Source organism: Streptomyces sp. NPDC001599, assembly GCF_042893535.1.
GTDB lineage: Bacteria > Actinomycetota > Actinomycetes > Streptomycetales > Streptomycetaceae > Streptomyces.
Genome location: NZ_JBIAVA010000002.1, coordinates 50497 through 75437, shown reverse-complemented (window position 1 = coordinate 75437; position 24941 = coordinate 50497). Strand labels below are relative to the sequence as shown.

The window sequence follows — 24941 nt, the reverse complement described above, 5'->3', positions numbered from 1 at the left end:
CCCAGGTCGTTGGCGGGGGCATGCCCCGTCCCCGCCCGGCGACCCCAGGTCGTTGGCGGGGGCATGCCCGGCGGCCCTACGTCCTGGACCGGGGCATGCCCGGGCGCCCTGCCCTCCCCGCCGCCGTCGACCCCACCGCGGGCTGCGCCACCTCGGCCGCCGCGCTCCTGGGGCCTGTCCGGCGGATCATGCCGCGGACGCGAGGTCTGGCACGCCTCCCCCACTGCGGGGTCGGCTCAGGAAGTGGACCGGCGTCGGGCGGGCCGGCGTTCCGCGGGGTCCGGTGCCCGGAACGCCGTGTCGTCCGCCGCGAGCCACACCAGTACCGCCGGGAGCAGGACCGCCGCTCCCAGCAGGGCCATGAAGCCCGCGGCGCTCGCCGCCGACAGGGGCTCCAGATGCCGGGCGTGGAACAGGAGGTGGGCGACGGAGGAGACCAGGTAGGCCACCAGGGACGTGAGCACCAGGCGGCGCTCCATCACCGTCACCGCCGCGCACAGCACCACGGCGAGCGCGAGGCTCGCCCCGCCGAAGTCACGGAGCAGATGCTCGTTGTAGGGCGGCAGGTGCGACACCCAGGGCCACTTCCAGAACAGCTCGGGCAGCAGCAGGATCCACAGCCCCAGCACCACCTGGCCACCCGCGAGCAGCCCCAGCCCCGCCCGCAGCCACACCCGTCTGTTCATCCGCGCCGCCCGTCCTCCCCGCCGCCGAACCGCATCGCCAGGTACTCCTCGAACGTGCCCTTGCCGACCGCGTGTTCGGGTGCGAGGTGCCCGCCGGCGCGGAACGCGCGGTAAGTCTTCCCCGCGAGCGGCACGCTCACCACGGCCCGCCGGCGTCCCGTCGCGCCCAGATAGGCGCGGGCCAGCGACGCGAAGGTGCGCACCTCGGGACCGCCCACGTCCGGCACCCGCCCGGCGGGCGCCCCCTGGGCCAGTCCGGCGAGCCGGTCCGCGACCTCCGCCACCTCCACCGGCTGGTCGGAGGCATGGGCGGGCAGCACCACGACCGGCAGCCTGGCCAGCGCCTGGAGCATCTGCACCACCAGGTCGTGGAACTGGGTCGTCCGCAGCACCGTCCACCCGATCCCCGACTCCTCCACCAGCTTCTCGACCGCGAACTTGGTCCGGTAGTAGCCGAGCGGCACCCGGTCGACGCCGACGATCGAGATGTAGACCAGGTGGGCCACCCCGGCCCGCCGCGCCGCCGCGATCAGGTTCGCGGCCGACCGCTCGTCCCCGCCGCGCTGTGTGGTCGCACAGTGCACGACGGTGTCGACACCGGCGAGCGCCGTGTCCGGACCGCTGCCGCCCTGCCGCAGGTCGACGGCGTACGGCTCGCTGTGCCGGCTGAGCACCCGCACCTCGTGCCCGTCGGCGCGCAGCCGTTCGGTGACGCGCCGGCCGAGCGTTCCGGTGCCGCCGGTCACCAGGATCGTGGTCATGCTGTTCAGCCCCTGTCGGACGTGGGGCTCCCGGGTGGAGCGCCCTGTCGTCAGCTGGGACCGTGCGGCACCCGCGAAATGTGACATCGCCGGGGCGGAATTCTCAGGGCCGGGCCAGCTGACGGCCTGCGAACCCCAGTTTGTCCGGGTTCAGCACGGCGTGCAGCTCGCCGATCGCACCGCCGCGCAGCCCGAAGGACAGCACGCCGACCAGGTCCGCACCCGAGCGGGCGATGAGGGCGGGCGCGCCGTTGACCTCGGCGAGGGCGAGTTCCCAGCCCGTCGCGAAGCGCTGCATCGCACCCACCACGAAGCGCAGGACCTTGTCCCGGCCCTCGACGGGGCGACGGGCCGCGGAGACCTTGCCGCCGCCGTCGCTCCACCAGGTCACGTCCTCGGCGAGCAGCTTCTCCAGACCCGCCAGGTCGCCCTCGCGCGCCGCGGTGAGGAAGGACGCGACCAGCCGCTCCCGCCGCCCGGGCGCGGGCTCGAACCGGGACCCCGGCTCGCCCACCCGCCGTACCGCCCGCCGGTGCAGCTGACGGCAGTTGGCCTCGCCCAGATCGAGCACCCCGGCGATCTCGCGGTACCCGTACGCGAAGGCCTCCCGCAGCACGTACACCGCCCTCTCGGTCGGTGTGAGGTGTTCCAGGAGCAGGAGCAGCGCCGTGGACACGGCGTCGCGCTGCTCGGCCGACTCTGGGGGCACCGCCCGCGCCCTTCAGGCAGTGGGGGAGGACCCAGCGTGCCGTCCGCGGTGACGACGGGCTCCGGCAGCCAGGTGCCGACGTAGCTCTCGCGCCGGGCGCGGGCGGAGGTGAGCCGGGTCAGACAGAGGTTCGTGACGACCTTGGCCAGCCAGGCCCCCGGCTGCTCGATCCCCGCCCGGTCCGCCGCGGCGAAGCGCGGCCAGGCGTCCTGGACCGCGTCCTCGGCCTCGTGGGCGGAGCCCAGCATGCGGTAGGCGATGCCGAACAGCCGGGGGCGGTGGCGTTCGAACTCGTCGGCTGCGCTCGGGGTGGTCGCGGCGGTCATGACGGCACCCTGCCAGAGCCCGGCAGGGCGCGTTGGGGGACCCGGCGGCGGGCAAGGGCCTTCGTCACCGCCGCCGGGCCCGTCCGGGCGGGCGTCAGCAGGCGCCGAGGTCCTGCCAGACACCCCATTCACCGGTGGTTCCGGGCTCCTCGCCCTTCGTCCACCACTTGGACTTCCACGTGTGCCCCTGGTGGGACACCGTGGTGCCGCCGCCGTACGACGAGGCCGTGTCCCAGGCCGGGGCGGTGCACTGCCCGGTGCCGTCCGTCGGGCTGGGGCTCGGCCCCGGGGACTCGGTGCCCGTGGGGGTCGGCGTGGGCGTCTGCGTCCCGGGGTCCACCACGGTCGTGCCCCGGGCGAGGTCACCGGCCAGGGCGTACGCCTTGCCGCCGATCGTCACCGTCCAGTTCGACGGGGTCGACACGGGCAGGTAGTAGTTGAACGCCAGGTCGACGGTCGCGCCCGGCGCCAGCGACTGCCACGCGGGCAGCTTCAGCGACACCCGGTGGAAGTCACCCTGCAGACCGCCCGCGTTGCCGCCCGTGTGGTCACTGTGAATGACCTTGGTACCGAAACCGGACTGGTCGGAGGCGTTCCCCGGGGCCGAGGTCCCGTAGTCGAACTGGAACTCGGTGCCACCCGGCAGTGCGGCCTTCGTGTTGTTGGTGATCCGCAGCTTGGGCGTGATCGGGTAGTTGGAGTCGCCCAGCTTGAAGTCGGTGAACTCCACGTCCACGTTCACGGCCTGTGCGGGCAGGTCCGCGTTGGACTTCTTCGCGCCGTACGGCGCGGCCGACTTGAACGTGTCGTACATCAGCGAGGTGAGGGTGTCGCCCCTCTCGTACTGGCCCTTGGCGGCGTTCCAGCCGTAGTCGCCGGCCAGCTCCCAGATCATCGCGCCGCCGATGCCGCGGTCCACCACGTAGTCGGCCTTGGCCCCGACCGACTGCTCGTCCTCGGTGGACAGGAACACCTTCTTCTCGGCGTTCCACAGCCAGGGGGCGACCAGCGTCGCGTCGTACTTGCGGGCGTAGGTGCCCGTCAGCTTCGTGTCCGCCGGGAAGCCGTAGTCGGTGAGGTAGTCGCCGACGATGCCCTTCTCCAGGTTCTTGGCGTGCCACATCGGGTTGGAGCCCGCCGGGGACTCCTTGCCGTCGGTGTCGAGGTCGTGCCAGAGGTTGTCGATGCCGACGGCGCCGTCACCGCACTTGGTCAGGCCGGATCCCGCCGGGCAGGTGGACGCGGAGGCCTTGCCCCACAGGCCGTCGGTGCCGCCCTGGACGTTCTTGTGGCCGCGGGTGTAGTACGGCAGGCCGATGTTGATGCGGCCGGCCGGCATCGAGCCGCGGAAGTAGTGGTAGGCCCAGTCGGTGTTGAGGTAGCCGATGCCGCCGTACTGGGCGCTGCCGTAGACGCCCGCGGCGGCCAGTTCGGCGTCCCTGCCGTCGTCGAAGAGCGAGGCGTTCGGGCCGACGTACTCGTTCCAGGCGCCGTGCAGGTCGTAGGACATGATGTTGACGTAGTCCAGGTACTTCTGGACCTGGAAGGTCTCCATGCCGCGCAGCAGGTACCCGGAGGACGGCGCGGCCACGGAGAGCAGGTAGTGCCGGCCGTCCGCGGCGCCCGCGCGGTCCAGCTTCTCGCGCAGCGTCCTCATCAGCGCCGCGTAGCCCTTGACCAGCCCGGCCCGGCGGCCGTTGGCGAAGGACCAGTCGAGCGGGTTGCCCGCGTCCTTCATCGTCGTCGGGTACTCGTAGTCGATGTCGACGCCGTTGAAGCCGTACTTGCGGACGAAGTCGACCGCCGAATCCGCGAAGGTGTCTATGCCCGCCTGGTTGACCGAGCCGTCGGCGTTGGTGGCCATCGAGTAGAAGCCGCCCGAGTCCACGCGCGAGCCGTCGTCCGCGAAGTAGCCCCCCGTCTCGGCCCAGCCGCCCACCGAGATCATCGTCTTGACGTCCGGGTGCTGCTTCTTGAACTTGTTGAGCAGGTTGAAGTGGCCCTTGTAGGGGAGGTCCGGGTCCATCTCGGCGCCCTCGACCCCGGGCCAGGTCATGCCGGTCGCCGCGTTCTTCTCGCCGTCCGATCCCACGGAGAGCCTGTTGCCGCCGTCGACGTGCGCGAAGGCGTAGTTGATGTGGGTGATCCTGTCCCACGGGATGTCCGAGGCGAGGTAGGCCGGCTTGCCGTCCTTGCCCGTGCGCCAGCCCGTGAAGTAGCCGATCACCCGGCGCGGGTGGTCGGCGCCCATCCTCTCCCTGCCGTCGGCGTCGTAGACCGAGCAGTAGGGGACGTCGACGCCGGGGGTCTCGTAGAGCCCGTCGGGGCGACAGGACTCCTGGTCGGCGGCTTGGGACGCGGTCGCCGGGAGACCGGCGAGCAGCAGGCCGGCGACGGCGGCGACCGCCGCGAACAGGGCCGGCCCCGCTCTGTGGCGGGATCTGGAGCGTGACGGGGAAGGCACAGTCGGTTCCTCTCCACGGAAGTTGCGCAGACCCTAGAGAGGACTAGACCAGTGAGTCAATAGGTATGGACCAATCTCAAGGCGGGTGGACGGCCGCCCAGTTGGAGCGGAAGCGGCAGGGGTCCGGTCGCGGGAAGAGCGTTCTGTGAGCCACTCCACACCCTCCGTTCGCATGGACGGGGATCAGTCGTGGCACACTGGCCGTGTACCAGAAGCAGCGCACTCCGGGGTCGGTGAAAGTCCGAACCGGCGGTTACAGTCCGCGACCCGGTCGCCTCCAGCGACCGGTTGACCAGGTGAAATTCCTGGACCGACGGTTAAAGTCCGGATGGGAGGCAGTGCGCGGCGGGCGAGCATTCGTGCGCGCCGCCGAATTCTGGGCGTGCCCGTCAGGGGTGCGCCCTGTGCGGCGTCGCTCCCGGTGTCCTCGTTCGTGACTCTGTCGTTCCGACAGCCCCGGAGTCCGTGCCCGAAGAGGCAGGAGGACCCGGGAAGTGTTCACCGGAATCGTCGAAGAGCTGGGCGAGATCACCGCAGTCGAGACCCTCGACGACGCCTGTCGCTTCCGCGTGCGCGGCCCCGCGGTCACCGAAGGCGCCCGGCACGGCGACTCGATCGCCGTCAACGGCGTCTGCCTCACGGTCGTCGACCACGAGGGCGACGCGTTCACCGCCGACGTGATGGCCGAGACCCTCAACCGCTCCAGCCTCGGCGCCCTCGCCGTCGGCTCCCGCGTCAACCTGGAGCGCCCCACCGCCGTCGGCGCCCGGCTCGGCGGGCACATCGTGCAGGGCCACGTCGACGGCACCGGCGAGATCCTGGAGCGCAAGCCCTCCGAGCACTGGGAGATCGTCAAGATCTCGCTGCCCGCCGACCTCGCCCGCTACGTCGTGGAGAAGGGCTCCATCACCGTCGACGGCATCAGCCTCACCGTGGTCGACGCGGGCCCCGACTTCTTCACGGTCAGCCTCATCCCCACCACCCTCGCCCTGACCACGCTCGGCATCAAGCAGCCCGGCGACCCGGTCAACCTCGAGGTCGACGTCATCGCGAAGTACGTCGAGCGGCTGCTCGGCACCCAGGGGGGCACCCGGTGAACTGGCTCAACTCCGAGGCGTTCACGCTCTTCGACCAGCACATCAAGTGGTCGGACATGATCGGCAACGTGATCGGTCTGCTCGGCCTCGCCCTCGGCTGGCGGCGCTCGATCTGGACCTGGCCCGTGCAGTTCGCCTCCGGGCTCGTCCTCTTCGCGGCCTTCGCCACCGCCCACCTCTCCGGCAGCGCCGGCAAGCAGATCGTCGTCATGGTCGTCGCCGCCTGGGGCTTCTGGCAGTGGAACCGCGGCCGTCGGCAGACCCAGGACGGCTCCGTCGCCGTACGGTTCGCCACCTGGCGCGAACGCGGCGCGCTGGCCGCCGCGGCCGCCGTCGGCACCCTCGCGGTCGGCGGCCTGTTCACCGCCTTCCCCACCCTGTCCTGGGACCCCTGGCCGGACGCGTACATCTTCGTCGGCACCGTCGTCGCCATGTACGCCCAGGCCCGCGGCATGGTCGAGTTCTGGTTCGCCTGGCTGCTCGTCGACCTCGTCGGCGTTCCGCTGAACTTCGCCAACGGCTTCGCCTTCTCCGGCTTCGTCTACGTCCTCTACGGCGCGCTCGTCCTGTGGGGCCTGCGCGACTGGTGGCTGCGCTCGCGCAACGCGGCCCGCCCCCTCCCGGAAGGAGCGCCCGCATGAGCACGGCACCCATCCTCTACAGCCCCGACGGCCCCGAGGACCTCGTCCTCGACCCCGTCGAACAGGCCGTCGCCGACATCGCCGCCGGCCGCCCCGTCGTGGTCGTCGACGACGAGAACCGCGAGAACGAGGGCGACCTCGTCATCGCCGCCGAGAAGGCGACCGAGGAGATCGTCGCCTTCATGATGACCGAGTGCCGCGGCCTGATCTGCGCCCCCATGGAGGGCGAGGAACTGGACCGGCTCCGGCTCCCGCAGATGGTCGACGACAACACCGAGTCGATGAAGACCGCCTTCACCGTCTCCGTGGACGCCACCGCCGCGCACGGCGTCAGCACCGGCATCTCCGCCGCCGACCGCGCCACCACCCTCCGGCTCCTGGCGGGCGGCACCGCCGAACCCACCGACCTGGTCCGCCCCGGGCACGTCTTCCCGCTGCGCGCCCGGCCCGGCGGCGTGCTCGTCCGCAACGGCCACACCGAGGCCGCCGTCGACCTGGCCCGCCTCGCGGGACTGCGCCCGGCCGGCGCCATCGTGGAGATCGCCGGCGAGGACGGGCGCATGCTGCGGCTGCCCGAGCTGATCCCGTTCGCCCGCAAGCACGGACTGACGATCATCTCCATCGAGGACCTCATCGCCTACCGGCGCAGCGAGGAACCCACCGTCCGCCGCGAGGCCGAGGTCCGGCTGCCCACCAGGCACGGCGAGTTCACGGCGTACGGCTACCGCTCCACGGTCGACGGCGTCGAGCACATCGCCCTCGTGCACGGCGAGATCGGCGACGGCCAGGACGTCCTGGTCCGCGTCCACTCCGAGTGCCTCACCGGCGACGTCTTCGGCTCCCAGCGCTGCGACTGCGGCCCCCAGCTCGACGCCTCCCTGGACCGCATCCAGGCCGAGGGCCGGGGAGTCGTCGTCTACCTGCGCGGCCACGAGGGGCGCGGCATCGGCCTGATGTCCAAGCTGCGCGCCTACGAGCTCCAGGAGCGCGGCCGCGACACCCTCGACGCCAACCTGGAACTCGGCCTGCCCGCCGACGCCCGCGACTACGGAGCCGGCGCCCAGATCCTCCAGGACCTGGGCGTGCGCGCCGTGCGCCTCATGACCAACAACCCGGACAAGAGCGACGCCCTGGAACGGCACGGCATCACGGTCACCGGCCGCGAGCCCATGCCCGTCCAGGCCGGCGAGCACAACCTCCGCTACCTGCGCACCAAGCGGGACCGGATGGGACACGACCTGCCCTGGCTGGACACGACCCCCGTGTCCACCTGCGGCAACCAGTAAGCAAGCGATACGAGGAGACACGTACACGTGAGCGGCAAGGGCGCACCGGAACTGTCCGTACGCAACGTCGGGGACCTCAGGGTCGCCGTGATCGCGTCGCAGTGGCACGACAAGGTGATGGACGGACTGGTGGACGGCGCCCTGCGCGCCCTGCACGAGCTCGGAATCGACGAGCCGACCCTGCTCAGGGTCCCCGGCAGCTTCGAACTGCCGGTGGTCGCCAAGGTCCTCGCGGGCCGCGGCTACGACGCGATCGTCGCCCTCGGCGTCGTCATCCGCGGCGGAACCCCCCACTTCGACTACGTCTGCCAGGGCGTCACCCAGGGCCTGGTCCAGGTGTCCGTCGAGACCGGCGTCCCCGTCGGCTTCGGCGTCCTCACCTGCGACACCGAGGAGCAGGCCCTGGACCGGGCCGGCATCGAGGGCTCCAGCGAGGACAAGGGACACGAGGCGGTGACGGCGGCCGTCGCCACGGCGGCCACGCTCCGCTCAGTATCCGAACCGTGGCGCTAGGCCGGTCGGCACTACGCGTAAAGTGGGCGGCACCATGTCCAAGAAGACTTTCGAGGAGCTCTTCACCGAGCTCCAGCACAAGGCAGCAGGCGGCGACCCCGCCACCTCCCGCACCGCCGAGCTGGTGGACAAGGGGGTCCATGCCATCGGCAAGAAGGTCGTCGAGGAGGCCGCCGAGGTCTGGATGGCCGCCGAGTACGAGGGCAAGGACGCGGCGGCCGAGGAGATCTCCCAGCTGCTGTACCACGTCCAGGTGATGATGGTCGCCCGCGGCATCTCCCTGGACGACGTCTACGCCCACCTGTAAAGCCGGACCCCCTTCTCTCCGCCCCTTCACACAAAGGAAGCCGACCTCATGCTGCGCATCGCCGTCCCCAACAAGGGTTCCCTGTCAGGCCCCGCGGGGGAGATGCTGCATGAGGCCGGCTACCAGCAGCGCCGCGAGTCCAAGGAGCTGCGGATCGTCGACCCGGTCAACGAGGTCGAGTTCTTCTACCTCCGCCCCCGCGACATCGCGATCTACGTCTCCTCGGGCAAGCTCGACATCGGCATCACGGGCCGCGACCTGCTGGTCGACTCCGGCGCCCACGCCGAGGAGATCCTCCCGCTCGGCTTCGCCCGCTCCACCTTCCGCTTCGCCGGCAAGCCCGGCGCCGCGAACGGCATCGACGACCTCAAGGGCCGTACCGTCGCCACCTCCTACGAGGGCATCGTCGCCGCCCACCTGGCCGACCGGGGCATCGACGCCTCCGTCGTCCACCTGGACGGCGCCGTCGAGACCGCCATCGAGCTGGGCGTCGCCGAGGTCATCGCGGACGTCGTGGAGACCGGCACCTCCCTGCGCAACGCGGGCCTGGAGGTCTTCGGCGAGCCCATCATGAAGTCCGAGGCCGTCGTGATCCGCCGCTCGGACGCGGAGCCCGACGAGACCACCGAGCCCAAGGTCCAGCAGTTCCTGCGCCGCCTCCAGGGCGTCCTGGTGGCCCGGACCTACGTGATGATGGACTACGACTGCCGGGTGGAGCAGCTGGAGAAGGCCGTGGCGCTCACCCCCGGTCTGGAGTCCCCGACCGTGTCCCCGCTGCACAACGAGGGCTGGGTCGCCGTCCGCGCGATGGTCCCGGCCAAGGAGGCCCAGCGGATCATGGACGACCTGTACGAGATCGGCGCCCGGGCCATCCTGACCACGGCCATCCACGCCTGCCGGCTCTGACCCGCCGCCGCCCCAGGAGCACGCCCGGAGCCACCCACGCCATGCCCGACACCACGCCGGACCACCTGCCGGCCCTGCCCGTCACCTTCCGTCCCGGACGCACCCGTGCCGTCCTGATCGTCCTCGCGGTCGTCACCTTCGTGACCGTCACGGTGCTCGGGACGGTGCTGGCCGGCCTCGGCCCGGGGGAGCGCCTCAGCTTCGTGCTGACCGCACTCCTCCTGGCGGGTGTGCTGCTCCTGCTGGCCCGGCCCCGGGTCGTCGCCGACGAGACGGGCGTCACGGTCGTCAACCTGACCGCCAGGCGGCGCCTGGCGTGGCCCGAGATCCTCCGGGTCAACCTCCGCCAGGGCGACCCCTGGGTCTTCCTCGACCTCAGCGACGGCACCAGCCTGCCCGCGCTCGGCATCCAGCCCGGCATCGCCAAGCAGCAGGCCCTCGCCGACGCACGTGCTCTGCGCGACCTCGTGGAGGCCCGTTCCGGTGCCCTCCCCGAGGCACCGCGTGACTAGACGCGGCGCCGCCGACCCTGCCGCGGGCCCCCTTTTCGTGATTAATCTGGGAACGAGGACGCGGACGTCGCGTCCTCGCCCCCGTCGCTCCGCCCGGTGCGCGGGGTTCCTGCTACCCGAGGAGTGACTCCCTCCGGCGATGGACGGACCGTCCTGCAGTACCTGCGCCGCCCCCTGCTGTGACACCCCACAGGCGGCGGCCTCATGACCACCCCCCTGCTGCTCCTGGCAGCCGCGTTCCTGCTGATCCTCGCCAACGGCTTCTTCGTCGCGGCCGAGTTCGGCCTCGTGACCGTCGAACGGGCCGACGCCGAACAGGCCGCCGCGGCCGGCGACCGGCGCGCCCACCGGGTCGTCGAGTCCCTCAAGGAGCTGTCCTTCCAGCTCTCCGGCACCCAGCTCGGGATCACCATCACCTCCCTCGTCGTCGGCATGCTCGCCGAGCCGGCGCTGGCCCGGCTGCTCGACGGCCCGTTCACGGCCGTCGGCGTCCCCGACGGCGCCGTGTCCGGCGTGTCGGTCGTCGTCGGCATGCTGCTGGCCTCCGCCGTGCAGATGGTGATCGGCGAACTGGTGCCCAAGAACTGGGCGGTGTCCAAGCCGCTCCAGGTCGCGCGCTTCGTCGCCGGGCCCCAGCACGCCTTCGCCCGGCTCTTCCACCCGGTGATCGCCGCGCTCAACACCGTGGCCAACCGCCTGGTCCGCACGCTGGGCATCGAACCCGCCGAGGAACTGGCCTCCGCCCGCACCCCCGGCGAACTGGTCTCCCTGGCCCGGCACTCCGCCCGGGCCGGCGCCCTGGAACAGGACACCGCCGACCTCTTCGTACGGACCCTCTCCCTCGGCGAACTGACCGCCCAGCACGTCATGACCCCCCGCGTGAAGGTCAGCGCCCTGCACTCCTCGGCCACCGCCGAGGACGTCGTCAACCTGACCCGCGCCACCGGCCTGTCCCGCTTCCCCGTCTACCGGGAGAAGATCGACGAGATCGTCGGCATGGTCCACCTCAAGGACGCCCTCGCCGTCCCCGTGCACGACCGGCTGCGCACTCCCGCCGGCCGGATCGCCCGTCCGGCGCTGCTCGTCCCCGAGACCCTGCCCGTGAGGCCGCTGCTGACCCGGTTGCGCAGCGAGCAGCCCATCGCGGTCGTGGTCGACGAGTACGGCGGCACGGCCGGAGTCGTCACCCTGGAGGACATCGTCGAGGAGATCGTCGGCGAGGTCCGCGACGAGCACGACGGACTCGACGCGCCCGAACTGGCCCCTGCCCCGCCCGAGGACGGCCGCCCCGCCTGGGACGTCGACGGCAGCTGCCGCGTGGACGCCCTGCGCCGCGTCGGCCTGGACGCGCCCGAGGGCCCGTACGAGACCGTGGCCGGACTCGTCGCCGACCTGCTCGGCCGCATCCCGGCCGTCGGCGACCGCGCGGAGCTGCCCGGCTGGCGGCTCTCCGTCCGCCAGGTCGGCCACTACCGCGCCGAGCGGATACGCCTCGTGCGCACCGCCGCGGTCTCCGCGCTGGAGGCCGCGCGATGAGCGTCCTGCAACTTCTCTTCGCCGCGCTGCTCGTGCTCGCCAACGGCTTCTTCGTCGGCGCCGAGTTCGCGCTCGTCTCCGTGCGCCGCAGCCAGATCGAACCGCTCGGCACCACCCGCGCCCGGCAGGTGCTGTACGGCCTGGAACGGCTGCCGCAGATGATGGCCGCCGCCCAGTTCGGCATCACCGTCTGCTCGCTCACCCTCGGCGCGGTCGCCGAGCCGACCGTCGCGCACCTCCTGGAGCCGGTCTTCGAGTGGATCCACCTGCCGCACGGCATGATCCACCCGCTCGGCTACGTCATCGCGCTGGCCGCCGTGGTCTTCTGCCACCTGGTCATCGGCGAGATGGTCCCGAAGAACCTCGCGATGGCCGCCCCCGAGAAGGCCGCGCTGTGGCTCAGCCCCGGCCTGGTCGCCTTCGCCCGCCTGTGCAGGCCGATCACCGTCGCGCTCGGCGCCTGCGCCCAGGGCATCCTGCGGCTCTTCCACGTCGAGCCCAAGGACGAGGTCGAGGCCGTCTTCACCAGCGAGCAGCTCAACCGGCTGGTGGAGGACGCCGGCCAGGCCGGACTGCTCGACCCGGAGGAGCAGGAACGCCTCGAGGACGCCCTGGAACTGGGCTCCCGCCCGGTGACGGACGTACTCCTGCCACGCGAGTCCCTGGTGACGGTCAGCCCCTCGGTCACACCGGGGGAGATCGTCGCGCTCACCGCCCGCACCGGGTACTCGCGCTTCCCGATCGCGGCGGACCAGGGCGCCTTCATGGGGTACCTGCACGTCAAGGACGTCCTCGACCTGGAGGAGTCCGACCGCGCCGTCCCCCAGCACCTGTGGCGCCCGATGACCACGCTGCGTCCCGAACTCCCCCTGGACGACGCCCTCACGGTGATGCGCCGCGCGGCGACCCACCTGGCCCAGGTCACGGACCCGTCGGGCAGGGTGCTCGGCCTGGTCGCGCTGGAGGACGTACTGGAACTCCTGGTGGGCGAGGTCCGCGACCCGGCCCACAGAAACAGAGAGGTAACCCTGGCCACGTAGCCCCCCGCCGCTGCGGGCGGCCGTGCTCTCCGCCGCCGCTGCGGGCGGCCGTGCCCTCCGCCGTCGCTGCGGGCAGTCGTGCCGCTGGGGCGGCACGGGTGGGCGCAGCGGCACCCCGCACCGCCGGGCTGCGCTCCCGCCCCCCCACCGCACCGAGGCTCGGCCCCTACACGGCCGACGGCCCCCCGGGCCCCCGCCCCGACAGCACTTCGCCATACGCCTGCATCAGATCCGGCAACCGCAACGTCGCCAGATCGTCCCGGCTCAACACCCCCGGATACACGGACAACCGCAGATCCCGGTACGCACAGCTCTTCTCGTACAGCGTCCGCAGAAACCGCCCGTTCCCCAACTCGTCGATCCACCCCTGATCCACCACGTGCCCGGCGATCGACCGCAACTCGTCCAGCGCCTCCTCGTCCCACACGTCCCCGTTCTCCGCCGCGAGCACCTCCCCGATCGAGGTCAGCTCCAGCGGCCGGTACGACGGAAAGTCCACCCGTGTCGTGAATCGCGAGGACAGCCCCGGATTGGCGCCCAGCAGCCGGTCCATGCCCTCCGGATAGCCGGCCAGGATCACCACCAGGTGGTCCCGGTTGTCCTCGGCCCGCTTCAACAGCACCTGAAGCGCCTCGTCGCCGTACGCGTCACCCTTGCCGTACCCGGAGTTGGACAGGGAGTACGCCTCGTCGACGAAGAGGACACCGCCGAGGGCGGAGTCGATCAGCTCGTTCGCCTTCACGGCGGTCTGCCCCAGGTACTCGCCGACCAGATCCGCCCGCTGCGCCTCCACCAGGTGGTCGCCGCCGAGCAGTCCGAGGGCGTAGAAGACCCGGCCCAGGATGCGGGCCACGGTGGTCTTGCCGGTGCCGGAGGGGCCGGAGAAGACGAAGTGACGTTTGGGCGGCTGCACGGGCAGGCCCTGCCCGGCCCGCAGCCGTGCCATGTTCAGCTGCGCGGACAACGCCTTGACCTGGCGCTTCACCGGTTCCAGGCCCACCATCCGCTCCAGCTCGGCGAGCGCCTCCTCCAGCAGTGCCGGATCGGTGGGCCCGCTGGGCAGGGACGGGTCGGGCCCGCCCGCCTTCTCGCGCACCGAAGACCCGCCGAGCGGGGGCAGCGGGGCGGACGGCGCGGGCTCCGGGGCGGAGACCTTGACGCCGCGCTCCTCGGTGCCGAACAGCGGGTCGAGCCCGTCCAGACCGTCCGCCCCCACACCCGCCTGCGCGTAACCGGTGAGGTCCGCCGAGTCGTCGTAGCCGTCGCCCTCGGCGATCGCGGCCAGCCGGGCCGAGGTGTCCATGAAGGCGGGGTCGACGCGGTGCACCGCCCGGTACAGCGGGAGGGCGGCGGCGCTGCGTCCGGTGCCCTCGTGGGCCCTCGCCAGCCAGTAGCGCAGCTCCTTGCGCTGCGGCTGCTCGCTGCGGCACCGCATCAGGGCCGCCGAAAGGAGCGGTTCGGCCTGCCCGTACATCTCCAGGCGGACCCGGGCCATGCCGCTGAACAGCCCGGCCTCGATGCCGAGTAAGGGGTCGCCGAGCAGTGGGTCGGTGTGCCGGACGAGCTGCTCCCAGTCCTTGACGAGGTAGGCGCGGCACGCGTGCAGGAAGCGGACCTGCGCGTCGGAGTCCACCGGTGGCAGCCCGGCCAGGGCGCGGTCCAGCTCCGGGACGTGCCGGCCGTCCAGCCAGTGCGAGGCGTGCGCCAGCAGCAGGTCGCGCGGCTTCTCCAGCACGGGCTGCACCCACCAGCCCAGCCAGTACCAGGAGTTGAGCGTCCGGCGGTGGCGGGCCCGCTGCTCGCCGAAGCGGTCGCGGTTGCGGAACATTCGCAGGAGCGCGTTCGTGGTGTCGACGCGCAGCGCGTGCAGTCCCAGCCACCCGTCGGCCATCGTGGGATCGATCCGCACCGCCGCCCGGAACTCCTCCTCCGCCTGCGGGTAGGCCCCCATGGTGTAGGCGTCCACGCCGCGCAGCCAGGCGAGTTCGGCCGGGGCCTGTGGGCCCTGCGTGCCGAAGTCCATCACGTCCCCCACCTACGTGCCCCCGTCGGTATGCCACCGAGCCGTCGCTCGTCGGCCGCCTCGGTCAACGGCTGTACCGCGGACCGGAGTTGCAGGTGCGTGCGGCAATCTCCCGTAGGTCGCACCGAGGGCATCGTACCCGCGGTGGTCATTCCTCCGAAGGGTGCGGGAGGGGTCGTTCCGCGAGGTGGGAGCGGGCGGGGCGCACGACCGGACGGTGACCGAGGGTGAGCGTATGGCGTCACGGAGGAGCCGGAAGGCGTGCTCAGGACAGAACGAAGCCCCCGATCACGGGGGAACAACCGGGGGCTTCGCGTCTGTCGGCGGCTTCGAACTGCCGCACATTCAGAACGTAAGACCTGTACGGCCCCTGGGTCAAGCGAAGTTGGGGCACGTCGGCGGGTTGCCGGGTCGCGATCTTCACGAGTTCAGCACATTGCCGAAGGTCCGTCACCCTGCGTGAGGAAGTGGGCTCCGGAGGTGCTCCCCGCCGGCCCCGGCAGCACCTCGTACCCCTGTTCGCGCTGTCGCACCAGAAGGTGCGCGAAGGGGCGCGAGGGGTCCTCGGCGAAGTGCCGGCGCTCGGCCGGGATCCACCCGTCCCAGAACGTCCGCTGTTCCGCTCCGTCGCGCGCCCGCCCCCGCGCCCACGCCCGCTCCGCGGGCAGGTCCATCCACAGGAGTCCGGCCAGGTGCGGCCGCAGTGCCCCGCGGCCGGCGCCGACGCCCTCGACCAGGACCATCGGAGCGGGCTCCAGGGGGAGCGGTGCGCCGAAACGCCGGGTCCGCCAGTCGTACGGCGCGTAGTGCGCGGTCTCACCGCGCCCCAGAGGCTCGATCACCTGGGCGAGCAGTCGCCCGGTCCAGCCGAACAGCTCGTCGTGACTGGCGATGTCGTCGAGGTGCAGCACCGGCGCACCGCCCAGTCCGGCCGCCAGCCGCGCGGCGAAGGTGGACTTGCCGGACCCGGCGTGTCCGTCGACACCGATCAGACGTACGGGTCCGCAGGAGGGGTGAAGCCGGCGGAGCCGGGCTGCGAGGTCGAGGATGGCGGATCCTGTGGGTGGCGCGGGGCGGACATGTTCAGTCGCACTCTAACCAGTGGTCGACACCAATAAAGGTGGCGTGGCGGGCGTGGAAGTGCTGGCAGGAGCGGGCACCTGCGGCCATAGTTGGCGCACGACCGTGCAAAGACGGACCCGCCCGACCCGGACACCTGGGGGTCTCCCGCTCATGAGCAGAGTCGAACAGCCGTCCCGCAGAGCCCTCCTGGCCGCAGCCGTCGCCGCGGCCGCCATGACCGGCGGAGCGATCCCGGCGACCGCCCGCGCCGCGTCCGGCGCGAGTGCCGACGGTGGCGCCGCGGACCCCGACCGGGACGGCGCCCGGCGGCCGGTGGACTACCGCGCCTGGACCACCTTCAGCGACTGGCGGCGCGGGACCGTGCGGGGCGCCCGGCCCGTCGCAGGCGCCCGCCCGGGCGTCGTGATCGGCGCCCCGGCCGGCACCGTCGACTACGCCGACCCGCACACCGGCACCACCGCCGCCTGGGAGTACGCGACCTGGACCTCCCCCGTCCACCGGCTCGCGGTGCCCTCGACGGAGGTCATCGCCTCCTGGAACGCGCACACGCCGAGCGGCACCTGGATCCAGGTCGAGTTGAAGGGCACCTACTCCGACGGCACGGACACGCCCTGGTACGTGATGGGCCGCTGGACGGCCGGCGACGGCGCCGACGACATCGGGCGGACCTCGGTCGACGACCAGGGCGACGGCAGGAGCAGCATCTGGACCGACACGTTCTCGATCGACGACGCCTCCACCGGCCTGCGCCTGGTCTCCCACCGGCTCCGGCTCACCCTCTACCGCCGCCCCGGTACGAGGAGCACGCCCACCGTATGGCGGCTCGGCGCGATGGGCTCCGACGTCCCCGACCGCTTCACCGTGCCGGCCTCCGCCCCCGGGTACGCCGGGGAACTGCGCGTTCCGCGCTACTCGCAGGAGATCCACAAGGGCCAGTACCCGGAGTACGACAACGGCGGCGAGGCCTGGTGCAGCCCCACCTCCTCTCAGATGATCATCGAGTACTGGGGCGGCCGTCTCACCGAGGAGCAGCTCGCCTGGGTCGACCCCTCCTACGCCGACCCGCAGGTCTGCCACGCCGCCCGGTACACGTACGACAACCAGTACGAGGGCTGCGGCAACTGGCCCTTCAACGCCGCCTACGCCGCCACCTTCAAGGGCCTCCAGGGCGTGGTCACCCGCCTCGGCTCCCTCACCGACCTGGAGACGCTGATCGCGGCCGGCATCCCGGCCATAACGTCCCAGTCGTTCCTGGAGGAGGAGCTGACCGGGGCGGGCTACGGCACCTCCGGCCACCTGATGACCGTGATCGGCTTCACCGCCGACGGCGACGTGATCGCCAACGACCCGGCCTCGGACGACAACGACGCCGTGCGCCGGGTCTACAAGCGGCGCGAGTGGGAGAACATCTGGCTCAGGACGAAGCGGTACAACGCCAGTGGCAAGGTCGTCTCCGGCACCGGCGGCGTCTGCTACCTGTACTTCCCTGCCCACCCCGGCCCGCGGCAGCGCAAGGCCCTCGCGGCGGTGGGCGTGCGCTGAGCGGACCGGGGTGGGCCGCTGTGACCAAACTCTCGGCCGCAAAAGCCGCTCACGGTGGCAAGGTGGACACCGTGAGCGGGGGGACTCCGCCAAGCCGAACCCGAGATCAGCGAGAAGCCATGACCGCACACACCGCAGCCGCCACCCGTGTCCGTACCGGCGGCCCCAAGGACGACGACGGCCCGAAGATCCTGGAGCACGTCATGGGCTGGACCCTCGTCGTCGTGGTCGCGATGCTCGTGGTCCAGCTGGGCCTTCTGTGACGCGACCGGCGGACCGTCCGTGACGTGACCCAGGTGTGACCTGCCCCACGACCCGACCTGCCATACTGCGGAGGTCCCGCCGCCCGTAGGAGACCAGGGTCGAAATTGAATATCAGTCAACAACGTGCCGACGCCCGTCCCCGGGCACGCGGCACCGAGCGCTCGATGGCACGCCGCGCCGAACTCATCGCCATCGGGCGGAGGTTGTTCGCCGACACGTCCTACGACGCGCTCTCGATGGACGACATCGCCCGCCAGGCGCATGTCGCCAAGGGGCTGATCTACTACTACTTCCAGTCCAAGCGGGGCTACTACCTGGCGATCATCCAGGACTCCGTCGCCGGCCTCGTCACCACCGCGGCGCGCGGCACCGAACTGCCGCAGGTGGACCGCGTCCACCGCACCATCGACGGCTATCTGCGCTACGCCGAGCACAACCAGGCCGCCTACCGCACCATCGTCAGCGGCGGAGTCGGCTTCGACGCCGAGGTGCACGGCATCCGGGACGGGGTGCGGGAGGCGATCGTCGCCACCATCGCCGAAGGGGCGTACGGCCGTTCGGACATCGGTCCGCTGGCCCGCATGGGCCTGCTCGCCTGGGTGTGCAGCGTCGAGGGCGCCACCCTGGACTGGATCGGCCGGCCCGGACTGTCCCGCGAGACCATGCGCGAACTGCTGGTGAAGTCGCTCGGCGGCACGCTGCGCGCCATCGAGGAACTGGACCCCGCCTACCCGGCCCCGGCCCCGGCCCGCCGCGACGACGCCTGACGACCGCGAGGACGTCTGACGGCCGCGAGGACGCCGACGAAGGGGCGGAAACCAGAGCAGGTCCCCGCCCCTTCGCCCCCCGTACGCGCCAGGTGGTTCAGTCGATCGCCTTGATCAGCTCACCGTTCGCGGTGTCGCCGCTCAGCTCCCAGAAGAAGGTGCCGCCCAGACCCTGCTCGTTCTTGTACGCCATCTTGGTGGCGATGGTCTGGGGGGTGTCGTAACTCCACCAGTCGCTGCCGCACTTGGCGTACGCGGTGCCGCCCACCGTGCCGGTCGCGGGGCAGCTGGTCTTGAGCACCTTGTAGTCCTCGATGCCGTTCTCGTGCGTGCCCTTCGCCGGGCCGGTCGCGGTGCCGCCCGGTTCCGACTGGGTGACGCCGGTCCAGCCGCGGCCGTAGAAGCCGAGGCCGAGCAGGAGCTTCGAGGGCGGGACGCCGAGCCCCTTGAGCTTCGCGATCGTCGCCGAGGTGTGGAAGTCCTCCTTCGGAATGCCGGAGTACGAGGTCAGCGGCGAGTGCGGAGCGGTCGGTCCGGTGGCGTCCCAGGCGCCGAAGAAGTCGTACGTCATCGGGTTGTACCAGTCGACGTACTGCGCGGCACCGGCGTAGTCCGCCGCGTCGATCTTGCCGCCCGCCGTGGCATCCGCCGTGATCGCCGCGGTGACCAGGTAGTCCTGGCCGAACTTGGCGCGCAGGGCGCCCATCAGCTTCGGGAAGGCGTCGCGGCCGCTGGTGTCGCAGCTCAGGCCGCAGGCGTTCGGGTACTCCCAGTCGATGTCGATGCCGTCGAAGACGTCGGCCCACTTGGAGTTCTCGACCAGGTCGTAGCAGGACTGCGCGAACGCCTCCGGGTTCTGCGCGGCCTGCGCGAAGCCGCCGGACCAGGTCCAGCCGCCGAACGACCAGAGGATCTTCAGGTCGGGGTGCTTCTGCTTCAGCTTGAGCAGCTGGTTGAAGTTGCCGCGCAGCGGCTGGTCCCAGGTGTCCGCGACGCCGTCGACGGAGTCGGCCGCGGTGTAGGCCTTGTCGGTCGCCGCGTAGGCGTCGCCCATGGCGCACTTGCCGCCGGTGACGTTGCCGAACGAGTAGTTGATGTGGGTGAGTCTGTCGGCGGAGCCCGACGACTCGATGTTCTTGACGTGGTAGTTGCGGTCGTAGACGCCCCATTCGGTGAAGTAGCCGACGACCTTGGACCCGGCCGCGGCCTGCGCGGCGGGTGCCTCGGCCTGCGCGGCGGTGGCCGTGGCGGGGCCGGCCCCGGCCAGCAGACCGGCACCGAGGGCGACGGTGCACAGGGCGGAGAACAGCGTCCGGATGGGGCGGACGCGGGGGAGGTGCGGGACGTGCATCGGGTGTCTCCTCGTGGGGGGATGAGGGAAACGCGCGCCGATTGGCATGAACGCGGAAATGCGCTCGGTCCGTCACCGTAGGAGGACTAGACCAGTGCGGTCAATGGTTCGGACCATCCTTGATTCCCGAAGCCGGAATCCACCCGGAATCCCGTCCCCCGCCAGCCCGGCCGGGGTCATTCCCGGAATTCTTTGAGTAAGCGGTCGTTAACTGGTGACTCCATGCCTCCGATCGGGCATACTCACAGCGCACAGCCGCTGGTCAGCAGCTTCCGCGACCCGGGAGTGCGAGCATCGGCCAGGCCCGAACGACCCGGCGGAGCCGCCTCCACCCAAGGCGCACGTCCGCCGATGTGCCCGACAGGGAGGAGAGCGTCGCCATGCCCGACCGCGCCCCGCAGCCGGTGGACCGGCAACTGCCCACGGACGAGGCACGGGACCTGATCTCGCTCGTCCGCGACATCGCGCAGCGTGAGATCGCCCCGGACGCGGCCGGGGAGGAGGACACCGGACGCTTCCCGCGCGAGGTCTTCACCCTCCTGTCCGACTCCGGCCTCCTCGGACTGCCCTACGACGCCGAGTTCGGCGGCGGGGAGCAGCCGTACGAGGTCTACCTCCAGGTCCTGGAGGAGCTGGCCGCGGCCAGGCTCACCGTCGGCCTCGGCGTCAGCGTGCACACGCTCGCCTCCTACGCGCTCGCCACGTACGGCACCAAGGAGCAGCAGGCCGAGCACCTGCCGGCGATGCTCGGCGGCGGCCTGCTCGGCGCCTACTGCCTCTCCGAGCCCGCCTCCGGCTCCGACGCCGCCTCGCTGCGCACCAAGGCCGTGCGCGAAAGCGGCGGAGACTGGGTGATCACCGGCACCAAGGCGTGGATCACGCACGGCGGCATCGCCGACTTCTACACCGTCATGGCGCGTACGGGCGAGGACGGGCCGCGCGGCATCACCGCCTTCCTGGTTCCCGGTGACGCCGAGGGGCTGAGCGCCGCGGTGCCCGAGAAGAAGATGGGACTCAAGGGCTCGCCCACCGCGCAGGTCCACCTGGACGGGGTGCGGGTGCCTGACGCCCGGCGCATCGGCGACGAGGGGCAGGGCTTCGCGATCGCCCTGTCCGCGCTCGAATCAGGCCGGCTCGGCATCGCCGCCTGCGCGATCGGCGTGGCCCAGGCGGCGCTGGACGAGGCGGTGTCCTACGCGGCCGAGCGGCGGCAGTTCGGCAAGCCGATCGCCGACTTCCAGGGGCTGCGCTTCATGCTCGCCGACATGGCGACGCAGATCGAGGCGGGCCGTGCCCTGTACCTGACGGCGGCCCGACTGCGCGACGCCGGGCTGCCGTTCGCCAAGCAGGCCGCGATGGCCAAGCTGCACTGCACCGACACGGCGATGCGGGTCACCACCGACGCCGTGCAGATCCTCGGCGGGTACGGCTACACCGCCGACTTCCCGGCCGAGCGGTACATGCGCGAGGCCAAGGTGCTCCAGATCGTCGAGGGCACCAACCAGATCCAGCGGATGGTCATCGCCCGTCACCTCGCGGGTCCCGAGGAGCGGTGAGGTCGGCGGCGACGGCGAAGCCGCCGCCGCGGAAGTCGCCGGTGGTGAAGAAGTCACCCGTGGCGAAGAAGTCCCCGAGACCGCGCGGGGGTTCCGCGAGCCTGACCCACTCCGGGTCGTGGCGTCCTGGCAGGGTGCGGCCGCCGTCGGCCCAGGTCCGCATCAGCTCACGGTAGATCGGCGGGTCCGGGATCTGCGGGGCCGGCGGAACCGGCCCCGCCGGCACCGGCACGAACACGCGGCGCCGACTCCCGGTCGACGAGTACGTGGGGGTCATACCCGGGCAACGCGGCGAAGCGCGGACAGGTCACCGGCGAAGGCAATCGAGCGTGAGTTCGTGGGCGTCCGCCACCGAACCGCGCCACGGCATCCTGCGGGCCGTGGCGCGTGCGGGGTGACGGAATGGGTGGGCGAGCCCCTCGAACCGGGTGCCCGGGTGTCTCAGGCCGCTTCGCGCCGCATCGTCGGCACCCGCATCGGGCGCGAGCCCGGGCCGCCGACGTGGGAGAAGGGCTGGGTCCGCCAGTCGAGACCCCGGGGGAGCGTCAACAGCAGGGCGGTGTCCTGCTCGTGGGGCCGCAGCGACTCGTCCGCGGGACGCGCCTCGGTGGCCCTGCGGCCGGTGCCGGCGCAGACCGTGAGCCCGAACGGGTTCCACGGGGAGGCGCACAGGGCGTGCTCCGGCAGCGTCTCCTCGTCCGCCAGCAGGGCGATGGGCTGCGCGCAGTCCGGGCAGAACACCCGGTACATCTCGAAGGTGTCGTAGGCGTCGAGTTCCTCGTCGTCGAAGGCGTCCGGTTCGACGCCCTCCGATACGGGCTCGACGACCGGCTGCTGCCGCTTGGGCGCGGTACGACCAGGGCGCTTAAGACTCTGCATGGGATTCTCCCCCTCGGGCTGGGCCGTGACGGCACTGCGGCCTCGACCACAGCAAGCACTTCCCGTCCCTCCTCCGGGGTAATCACGAGAACATCACGGAGAACGTTCAACTAGTGTGGTCTTCGTCACATGCCGCTCGCAGATGTCCCGTGCGGCGGGTTTGTCCCCACCCGGACCCCGTCCGACGACCCGTCACATCACGAACGGGGCATGACCCGGACTGCTCAGGTGTCCGGGGAGGTCAACGGCACTGTAGGTTCTTGCGCCATGGAGGAGCTGGACCGACAGATCGTGCAGCTGCTCGTCAAGGACGGGCGGATGAGCTACACCGACCTGGGCAAGGCCACGGGCCTGTCCACGTCGGCCGTGCACCAGCGGGTGCGGCGGCTGGAACAGCGTGGCGTCGTCCGCGGTTACGCCGCGGTCGTCGACCCGGAAGCCGTCGGGCTGCCGATGACCGCCTTCATCTCGGTGAAACCGTTCGACCCCAGCGCCCCCGACGACATCGCGGACCGCCTCGCCGGGGTCCCCGAGATCGAGGCCTGCCACAGCGTCGCGGGCGACGAGAACTACATCCTCAAGGTCCGGGTGGCCACCCCGCACGAGCTGGAGGAACTGCTCGCCCGGGTCCGCTCCCTCGCCGGTGTCTCGACCCGCACCACCGTGGTCCTGTCGACCCCCTACGAGTCCCGCCCGCCGCGCATCTGACGGCGCCCGCGCGGGAGTGCGGGGCCACGGCCGCGCGCCCGGCCGCCCCGGCTGCCGGGCGGCGCCCGCGAGGGGCGAGACTGGTGTCCATGAGTGAGTCCACCACCCCGTCCTCGACCGTCCTGCTGCGCCGCGGCGAGGTCCACAGTCCCGCCGACCCCTTCGCGACGGCCATGGTCGTCGAACGCGGCCAGGTCGCCTGGGTCGGCTCGGAGGGCGCCGCGGACGCCTTCGCGGACGGGGTCGACGAGGTGATCGACCTGGACGGCGCGCTCGTCACCCCGGCGTTCACCGACGCACACGTGCACACCACCGCCACCGGCCTCGCCCTCACCGGGCTCGACCTGTCCGGTGCCCCCACCCGCGAGGCGGCCCTCGCCCTCGTACAGGACTTCGCCGCCGCCCGCCCGGACGACCGCGTGCTTCTCGGCCACGGCTGGGACGCCGCGCGCTGGCCCGACGGGCGGCCGCCGACGCGCGCCGAACTGGACGCCGCGACCGGTGGCCGTCCCCTCTATCTCAGCCGGATCGACGTCCACTCGGCCGTCGTCACCACCGCCCTGCTCGACCTGGCGCCCGGTGACCTCGCCCGCGGGGACGGCCCGCTCACCGGCGACGCCCACCACGCCGTACGCGCCGCCGCCCTCGGGGCCGTCACCCCGGCCCAGCGCACCGGGGCCCAGCGCGCCGCCCTCGCGCACGCCGCCTCGCTCGGCATCGGAACCGTTCACGAATGCGCAGGCCCGGACATCTCCTCCGAGGACGATCTCACCGGCCTGCTGCGCCTGTCCGCCGAGGAGCCCGGGCCGCGGGTGATCGGCTACTGGGCCGAACAGGACGTCGACAAGGCGCGGGAACTGGGCGCCGTCGGGGCCGCCGGGGACCTCTTCGTCGACGGCTCCCTCGGCTCCCACACCGCCTGCCTGCACCAGCCCTACGCCGACGCCGGCCACACCGGCACCGCCCACCTGGACGCCGCCGCCGTCGCCGCACACGTCGTCGCCTGTACCGAGGCGGGCCTCCAGGCGGGCTTCCACGCCATCGGTGACGCCGCCGTGAGTGCCGTCGTGGAGGGAGTGCGCGCCGCCGCCGACAAGATCGGCCTCGCTCGGGTCCGCGCCGCCCGCCACCGGATCGAGCACGCCGAGATGCTCACGCCCGAGACGGTCGCGGCCTTCGCCGAGCTGGGCCTGACCGCCTCCGTCCAGCCCGCCTTCGACGCGCTCTGGGGCGGCGAGGACGGCATGTACGCTCAGCGCCTGGGCGCCGAGCGGGCCCGCACGCTCAATCCCTTCGCCGCCCTGCTGCGCGCCGGCGTGCCGCTCGCCTTCGGCTCCGACAGCCCCGTCACGCCCCTCGATCCGTGGGGCACCGTCCGGGCCGCCGCCTTCCACCGCACCCCTGAGTACCGGGTCTCCGTCCGCGCCGCGTTCACGGCGCACACCCGCGGCGGCTGGCGGGCGATCGGCCGCGACGACGCGGGTGTCCTGGTGCCGGGCGTGCCCGCGGACTACGCCGTGTGGCGTACCGGCGAACTCGTGGTCCAGGCCCCGGACGACCGGGTGGCCCGCTGGTCGACCGACCCGCGCTCCGGCACCCCCGGCCTGCCCGATCTCACCCCCGGCCGGGACCTGCCCGTCTGCCTGCGAACGGTGGTGGGCGGCCGGACCGTCTTCGTACGGCCGGGCGAGTGATCTCGACGGCCGACGGGGCGATGATCTTCGCGCGGCCCCGACCTGCGTCTCCTCCGCGCTGACCTGCGCTTTGACATCAAAGGTGCAGGTGGAACGACTGTTGACAGGCGACGGCGGGGGGCCGGTAGGTTCGGCCGAGTCCACCACCGGACGCCCGACCGGGGAATCTTCCGCAGACGCGTCGCGGCGCAGCTGAGTCAGGGACGGTGTGCCGCACCGGGGCACCGCCACTGGGAGCCAGGCTCAGTGCCCGCACCGCGACGAGGGAACGTTCCGGCCGGTCGGGAGGT

General features: G+C 72.0%; 24 protein-coding genes, 1 pseudogene and 1 riboswitch. Of the genes and pseudogenes, 15 read left to right on the top strand and 10 right to left on the bottom strand.

Annotated elements, in window-relative coordinates; genetic code table 11:
* Positions 1–236: 236 nt before the first annotated feature.
* The 5 genes and pseudogenes from ACFYZ3_RS04945 to ACFYZ3_RS04925 all read right to left on the bottom strand — a co-directional run bounded on the left by ACFYZ3_RS04945 (position 237) and on the right by ACFYZ3_RS04925 (position 4946).
* Entirely contained in the window at positions 237–686 is a 450-nt protein-coding gene (locus ACFYZ3_RS04945; protein WP_388514060.1) for a hypothetical protein, read from the bottom strand.
* Positions 683–1447 carry an SDR family oxidoreductase gene (locus ACFYZ3_RS04940; RefSeq protein ID WP_388514059.1) on the bottom strand — a complete coding sequence of 255 codons (765 nt, stop codon included), beginning with the start codon at positions 1445–1447 and terminating at the stop codon, positions 683–685. The genes ACFYZ3_RS04945 and ACFYZ3_RS04940 overlap by 4 nt, the downstream gene beginning before the upstream one ends.
* A 103-nt stretch (positions 1448–1550) precedes the next feature.
* Complete coding sequence (locus ACFYZ3_RS04935; RefSeq protein ID WP_388514057.1) at positions 1551–2156, bottom strand: sigma factor-like helix-turn-helix DNA-binding protein; 606 nt, start codon at positions 2154–2156, stop codon at positions 1551–1553.
* A 158-nt stretch (positions 2157–2314) separates the two neighbouring features.
* Positions 2315–2404: pseudogene (locus ACFYZ3_RS04930) on the bottom strand (RNA polymerase subunit sigma-24); the annotation flags it as partial.
* A gap of 172 nt (positions 2405–2576) precedes the next feature.
* Positions 2577–4946 carry a chitinase C-terminal domain-containing protein gene (locus tag ACFYZ3_RS04925; protein WP_388514056.1) on the bottom strand — a complete coding sequence of 790 codons (2370 nt, stop codon included), beginning with the start codon at positions 4944–4946 and terminating at the stop codon, positions 2577–2579.
* A 215-nt stretch (positions 4947–5161) separates the two neighbouring features.
* A riboswitch (FMN riboswitch) is annotated at positions 5162–5292 on the top strand.
* Positions 5293–5440: 148 nt separating this feature from the next.
* Between ACFYZ3_RS04925 and ACFYZ3_RS04920 the strand changes: the two genes are divergently transcribed.
* From ACFYZ3_RS04920 to ACFYZ3_RS04880, 9 genes are all read left to right on the top strand, one after another.
* Positions 5441–6043, top strand: coding sequence for a riboflavin synthase (locus ACFYZ3_RS04920; protein WP_388514055.1), 603 nt, complete (start codon positions 5441–5443; stop codon positions 6041–6043).
* Positions 6040–6684, top strand: coding sequence for a nicotinamide mononucleotide transporter family protein (locus ACFYZ3_RS04915; RefSeq protein ID WP_356866685.1), 645 nt, complete (start codon positions 6040–6042; stop codon positions 6682–6684). The genes ACFYZ3_RS04920 and ACFYZ3_RS04915 overlap by 4 nt, the downstream gene beginning before the upstream one ends.
* Entirely contained in the window at positions 6681–7970 is a 1290-nt protein-coding gene (locus tag ACFYZ3_RS04910) for a bifunctional 3,4-dihydroxy-2-butanone-4-phosphate synthase/GTP cyclohydrolase II (RefSeq protein ID WP_388514053.1), read from the top strand. Before ACFYZ3_RS04915 ends, ACFYZ3_RS04910 begins: the two co-directional genes overlap by 4 nt.
* Positions 7971–7997: 27 nt before the next feature.
* Positions 7998–8483: a 6,7-dimethyl-8-ribityllumazine synthase gene (ribH, locus tag ACFYZ3_RS04905; protein ID WP_003977385.1), complete on the top strand. Its 486-nt coding sequence runs from the start codon at positions 7998–8000 to the stop codon at positions 8481–8483.
* Positions 8484–8517: 34 nt separating this feature from the next.
* The gene (locus tag ACFYZ3_RS04900; protein WP_289911437.1) at positions 8518–8790 is read left to right on the top strand and encodes a phosphoribosyl-ATP diphosphatase; all 273 of its coding nucleotides are present in this window, start codon (positions 8518–8520) and stop codon (positions 8788–8790) included.
* Between the two features lie 48 nt (positions 8791–8838).
* Positions 8839–9696, top strand: a complete 858-nt coding sequence (hisG, locus tag ACFYZ3_RS04895) for an ATP phosphoribosyltransferase (protein ID WP_388514052.1) — start codon at positions 8839–8841, stop codon at positions 9694–9696.
* Between the two features lie 41 nt (positions 9697–9737).
* Positions 9738–10208, top strand: coding sequence for a PH domain-containing protein (locus ACFYZ3_RS04890; RefSeq protein ID WP_388514051.1), 471 nt, complete (start codon positions 9738–9740; stop codon positions 10206–10208).
* Between the two features lie 204 nt (positions 10209–10412).
* Entirely contained in the window at positions 10413–11744 is a 1332-nt protein-coding gene (locus tag ACFYZ3_RS04885; RefSeq protein ID WP_388514050.1) for a hemolysin family protein, read from the top strand.
* Complete coding sequence (locus ACFYZ3_RS04880) at positions 11741–12784, top strand: hemolysin family protein (protein ID WP_388514049.1); 1044 nt, start codon at positions 11741–11743, stop codon at positions 12782–12784. The genes ACFYZ3_RS04885 and ACFYZ3_RS04880 overlap by 4 nt, the downstream gene beginning before the upstream one ends.
* Before the next feature lie 166 nt (positions 12785–12950).
* On the opposite strand, the gene ACFYZ3_RS04875 is transcribed toward ACFYZ3_RS04880, so the two are convergent.
* Together ACFYZ3_RS04875 and ACFYZ3_RS04870 are read right to left on the bottom strand one after the other, a co-directional pair.
* Positions 12951–14807 (bottom strand): AAA family ATPase, encoded by a 1857-nt coding sequence (locus ACFYZ3_RS04875; RefSeq protein ID WP_388514048.1) that lies wholly within the window; start codon positions 14805–14807, stop codon positions 12951–12953.
* Positions 14808–15235: 428 nt separating this feature from the next.
* A complete protein-coding gene (locus ACFYZ3_RS04870) occupies positions 15236–15856 on the bottom strand; it encodes a uridine kinase (protein WP_388514839.1) in 621 nt (206 codons plus the stop codon).
* Between the two features lie 184 nt (positions 15857–16040).
* Here ACFYZ3_RS04870 and ACFYZ3_RS04865 point away from each other — a divergent pair, with 184 nt between their 5' ends.
* The 3 genes from ACFYZ3_RS04865 to ACFYZ3_RS04855 all read left to right on the top strand — a co-directional run bounded on the left by ACFYZ3_RS04865 (position 16041) and on the right by ACFYZ3_RS04855 (position 18463).
* The gene (locus tag ACFYZ3_RS04865; protein ID WP_388514046.1) at positions 16041–17432 is read left to right on the top strand and encodes a peptidase C39 family protein; all 1392 of its coding nucleotides are present in this window, start codon (positions 16041–16043) and stop codon (positions 17430–17432) included.
* A 119-nt stretch (positions 17433–17551) separates the two neighbouring features.
* A complete protein-coding gene (locus ACFYZ3_RS04860) occupies positions 17552–17695 on the top strand; it encodes an SCO1431 family membrane protein (RefSeq protein ID WP_385360057.1) in 144 nt (47 codons plus the stop codon).
* 105 nt (positions 17696–17800) lie between these two features.
* Complete coding sequence (locus tag ACFYZ3_RS04855) at positions 17801–18463, top strand: TetR/AcrR family transcriptional regulator (RefSeq protein ID WP_388514044.1); 663 nt, start codon at positions 17801–17803, stop codon at positions 18461–18463.
* Positions 18464–18560: 97 nt separating this feature from the next.
* Here ACFYZ3_RS04855 and ACFYZ3_RS04850 read toward each other — a convergent pair whose 3' ends face one another.
* Positions 18561–19814: a glycoside hydrolase family 18 protein gene (locus ACFYZ3_RS04850; RefSeq protein WP_388514043.1), complete on the bottom strand. Its 1254-nt coding sequence runs from the start codon at positions 19812–19814 to the stop codon at positions 18561–18563.
* A 380-nt stretch (positions 19815–20194) separates the two neighbouring features.
* Here ACFYZ3_RS04850 and ACFYZ3_RS04845 point away from each other — a divergent pair, with 380 nt between their 5' ends.
* Entirely contained in the window at positions 20195–21370 is a 1176-nt protein-coding gene (locus ACFYZ3_RS04845; protein ID WP_388514042.1) for an acyl-CoA dehydrogenase family protein, read from the top strand.
* Here ACFYZ3_RS04845 and ACFYZ3_RS04840 read toward each other — a convergent pair.
* Positions 21333–21647, bottom strand: a complete 315-nt coding sequence (locus ACFYZ3_RS04840) for a hypothetical protein (protein WP_388514041.1) — start codon at positions 21645–21647, stop codon at positions 21333–21335. The two genes, ACFYZ3_RS04845 and ACFYZ3_RS04840, sit on opposite strands and share 38 nt — an antisense overlap.
* A 164-nt stretch (positions 21648–21811) precedes the next feature.
* Positions 21812–22249: a hypothetical protein gene (locus ACFYZ3_RS04835; protein ID WP_388514039.1), complete on the bottom strand. Its 438-nt coding sequence runs from the start codon at positions 22247–22249 to the stop codon at positions 21812–21814.
* A 267-nt stretch (positions 22250–22516) separates the two neighbouring features.
* Between ACFYZ3_RS04835 and ACFYZ3_RS04830 the strand changes: the two genes are divergently transcribed.
* Positions 22517–22957, top strand: a complete 441-nt coding sequence (locus ACFYZ3_RS04830; protein WP_104633953.1) for an Lrp/AsnC family transcriptional regulator — start codon at positions 22517–22519, stop codon at positions 22955–22957.
* An 89-nt stretch (positions 22958–23046) separates the two neighbouring features.
* The gene (locus ACFYZ3_RS04825) at positions 23047–24651 is read left to right on the top strand and encodes an amidohydrolase (RefSeq protein WP_388514037.1); all 1605 of its coding nucleotides are present in this window, start codon (positions 23047–23049) and stop codon (positions 24649–24651) included.
* Positions 24652–24941 lie beyond the last annotated feature (290 nt).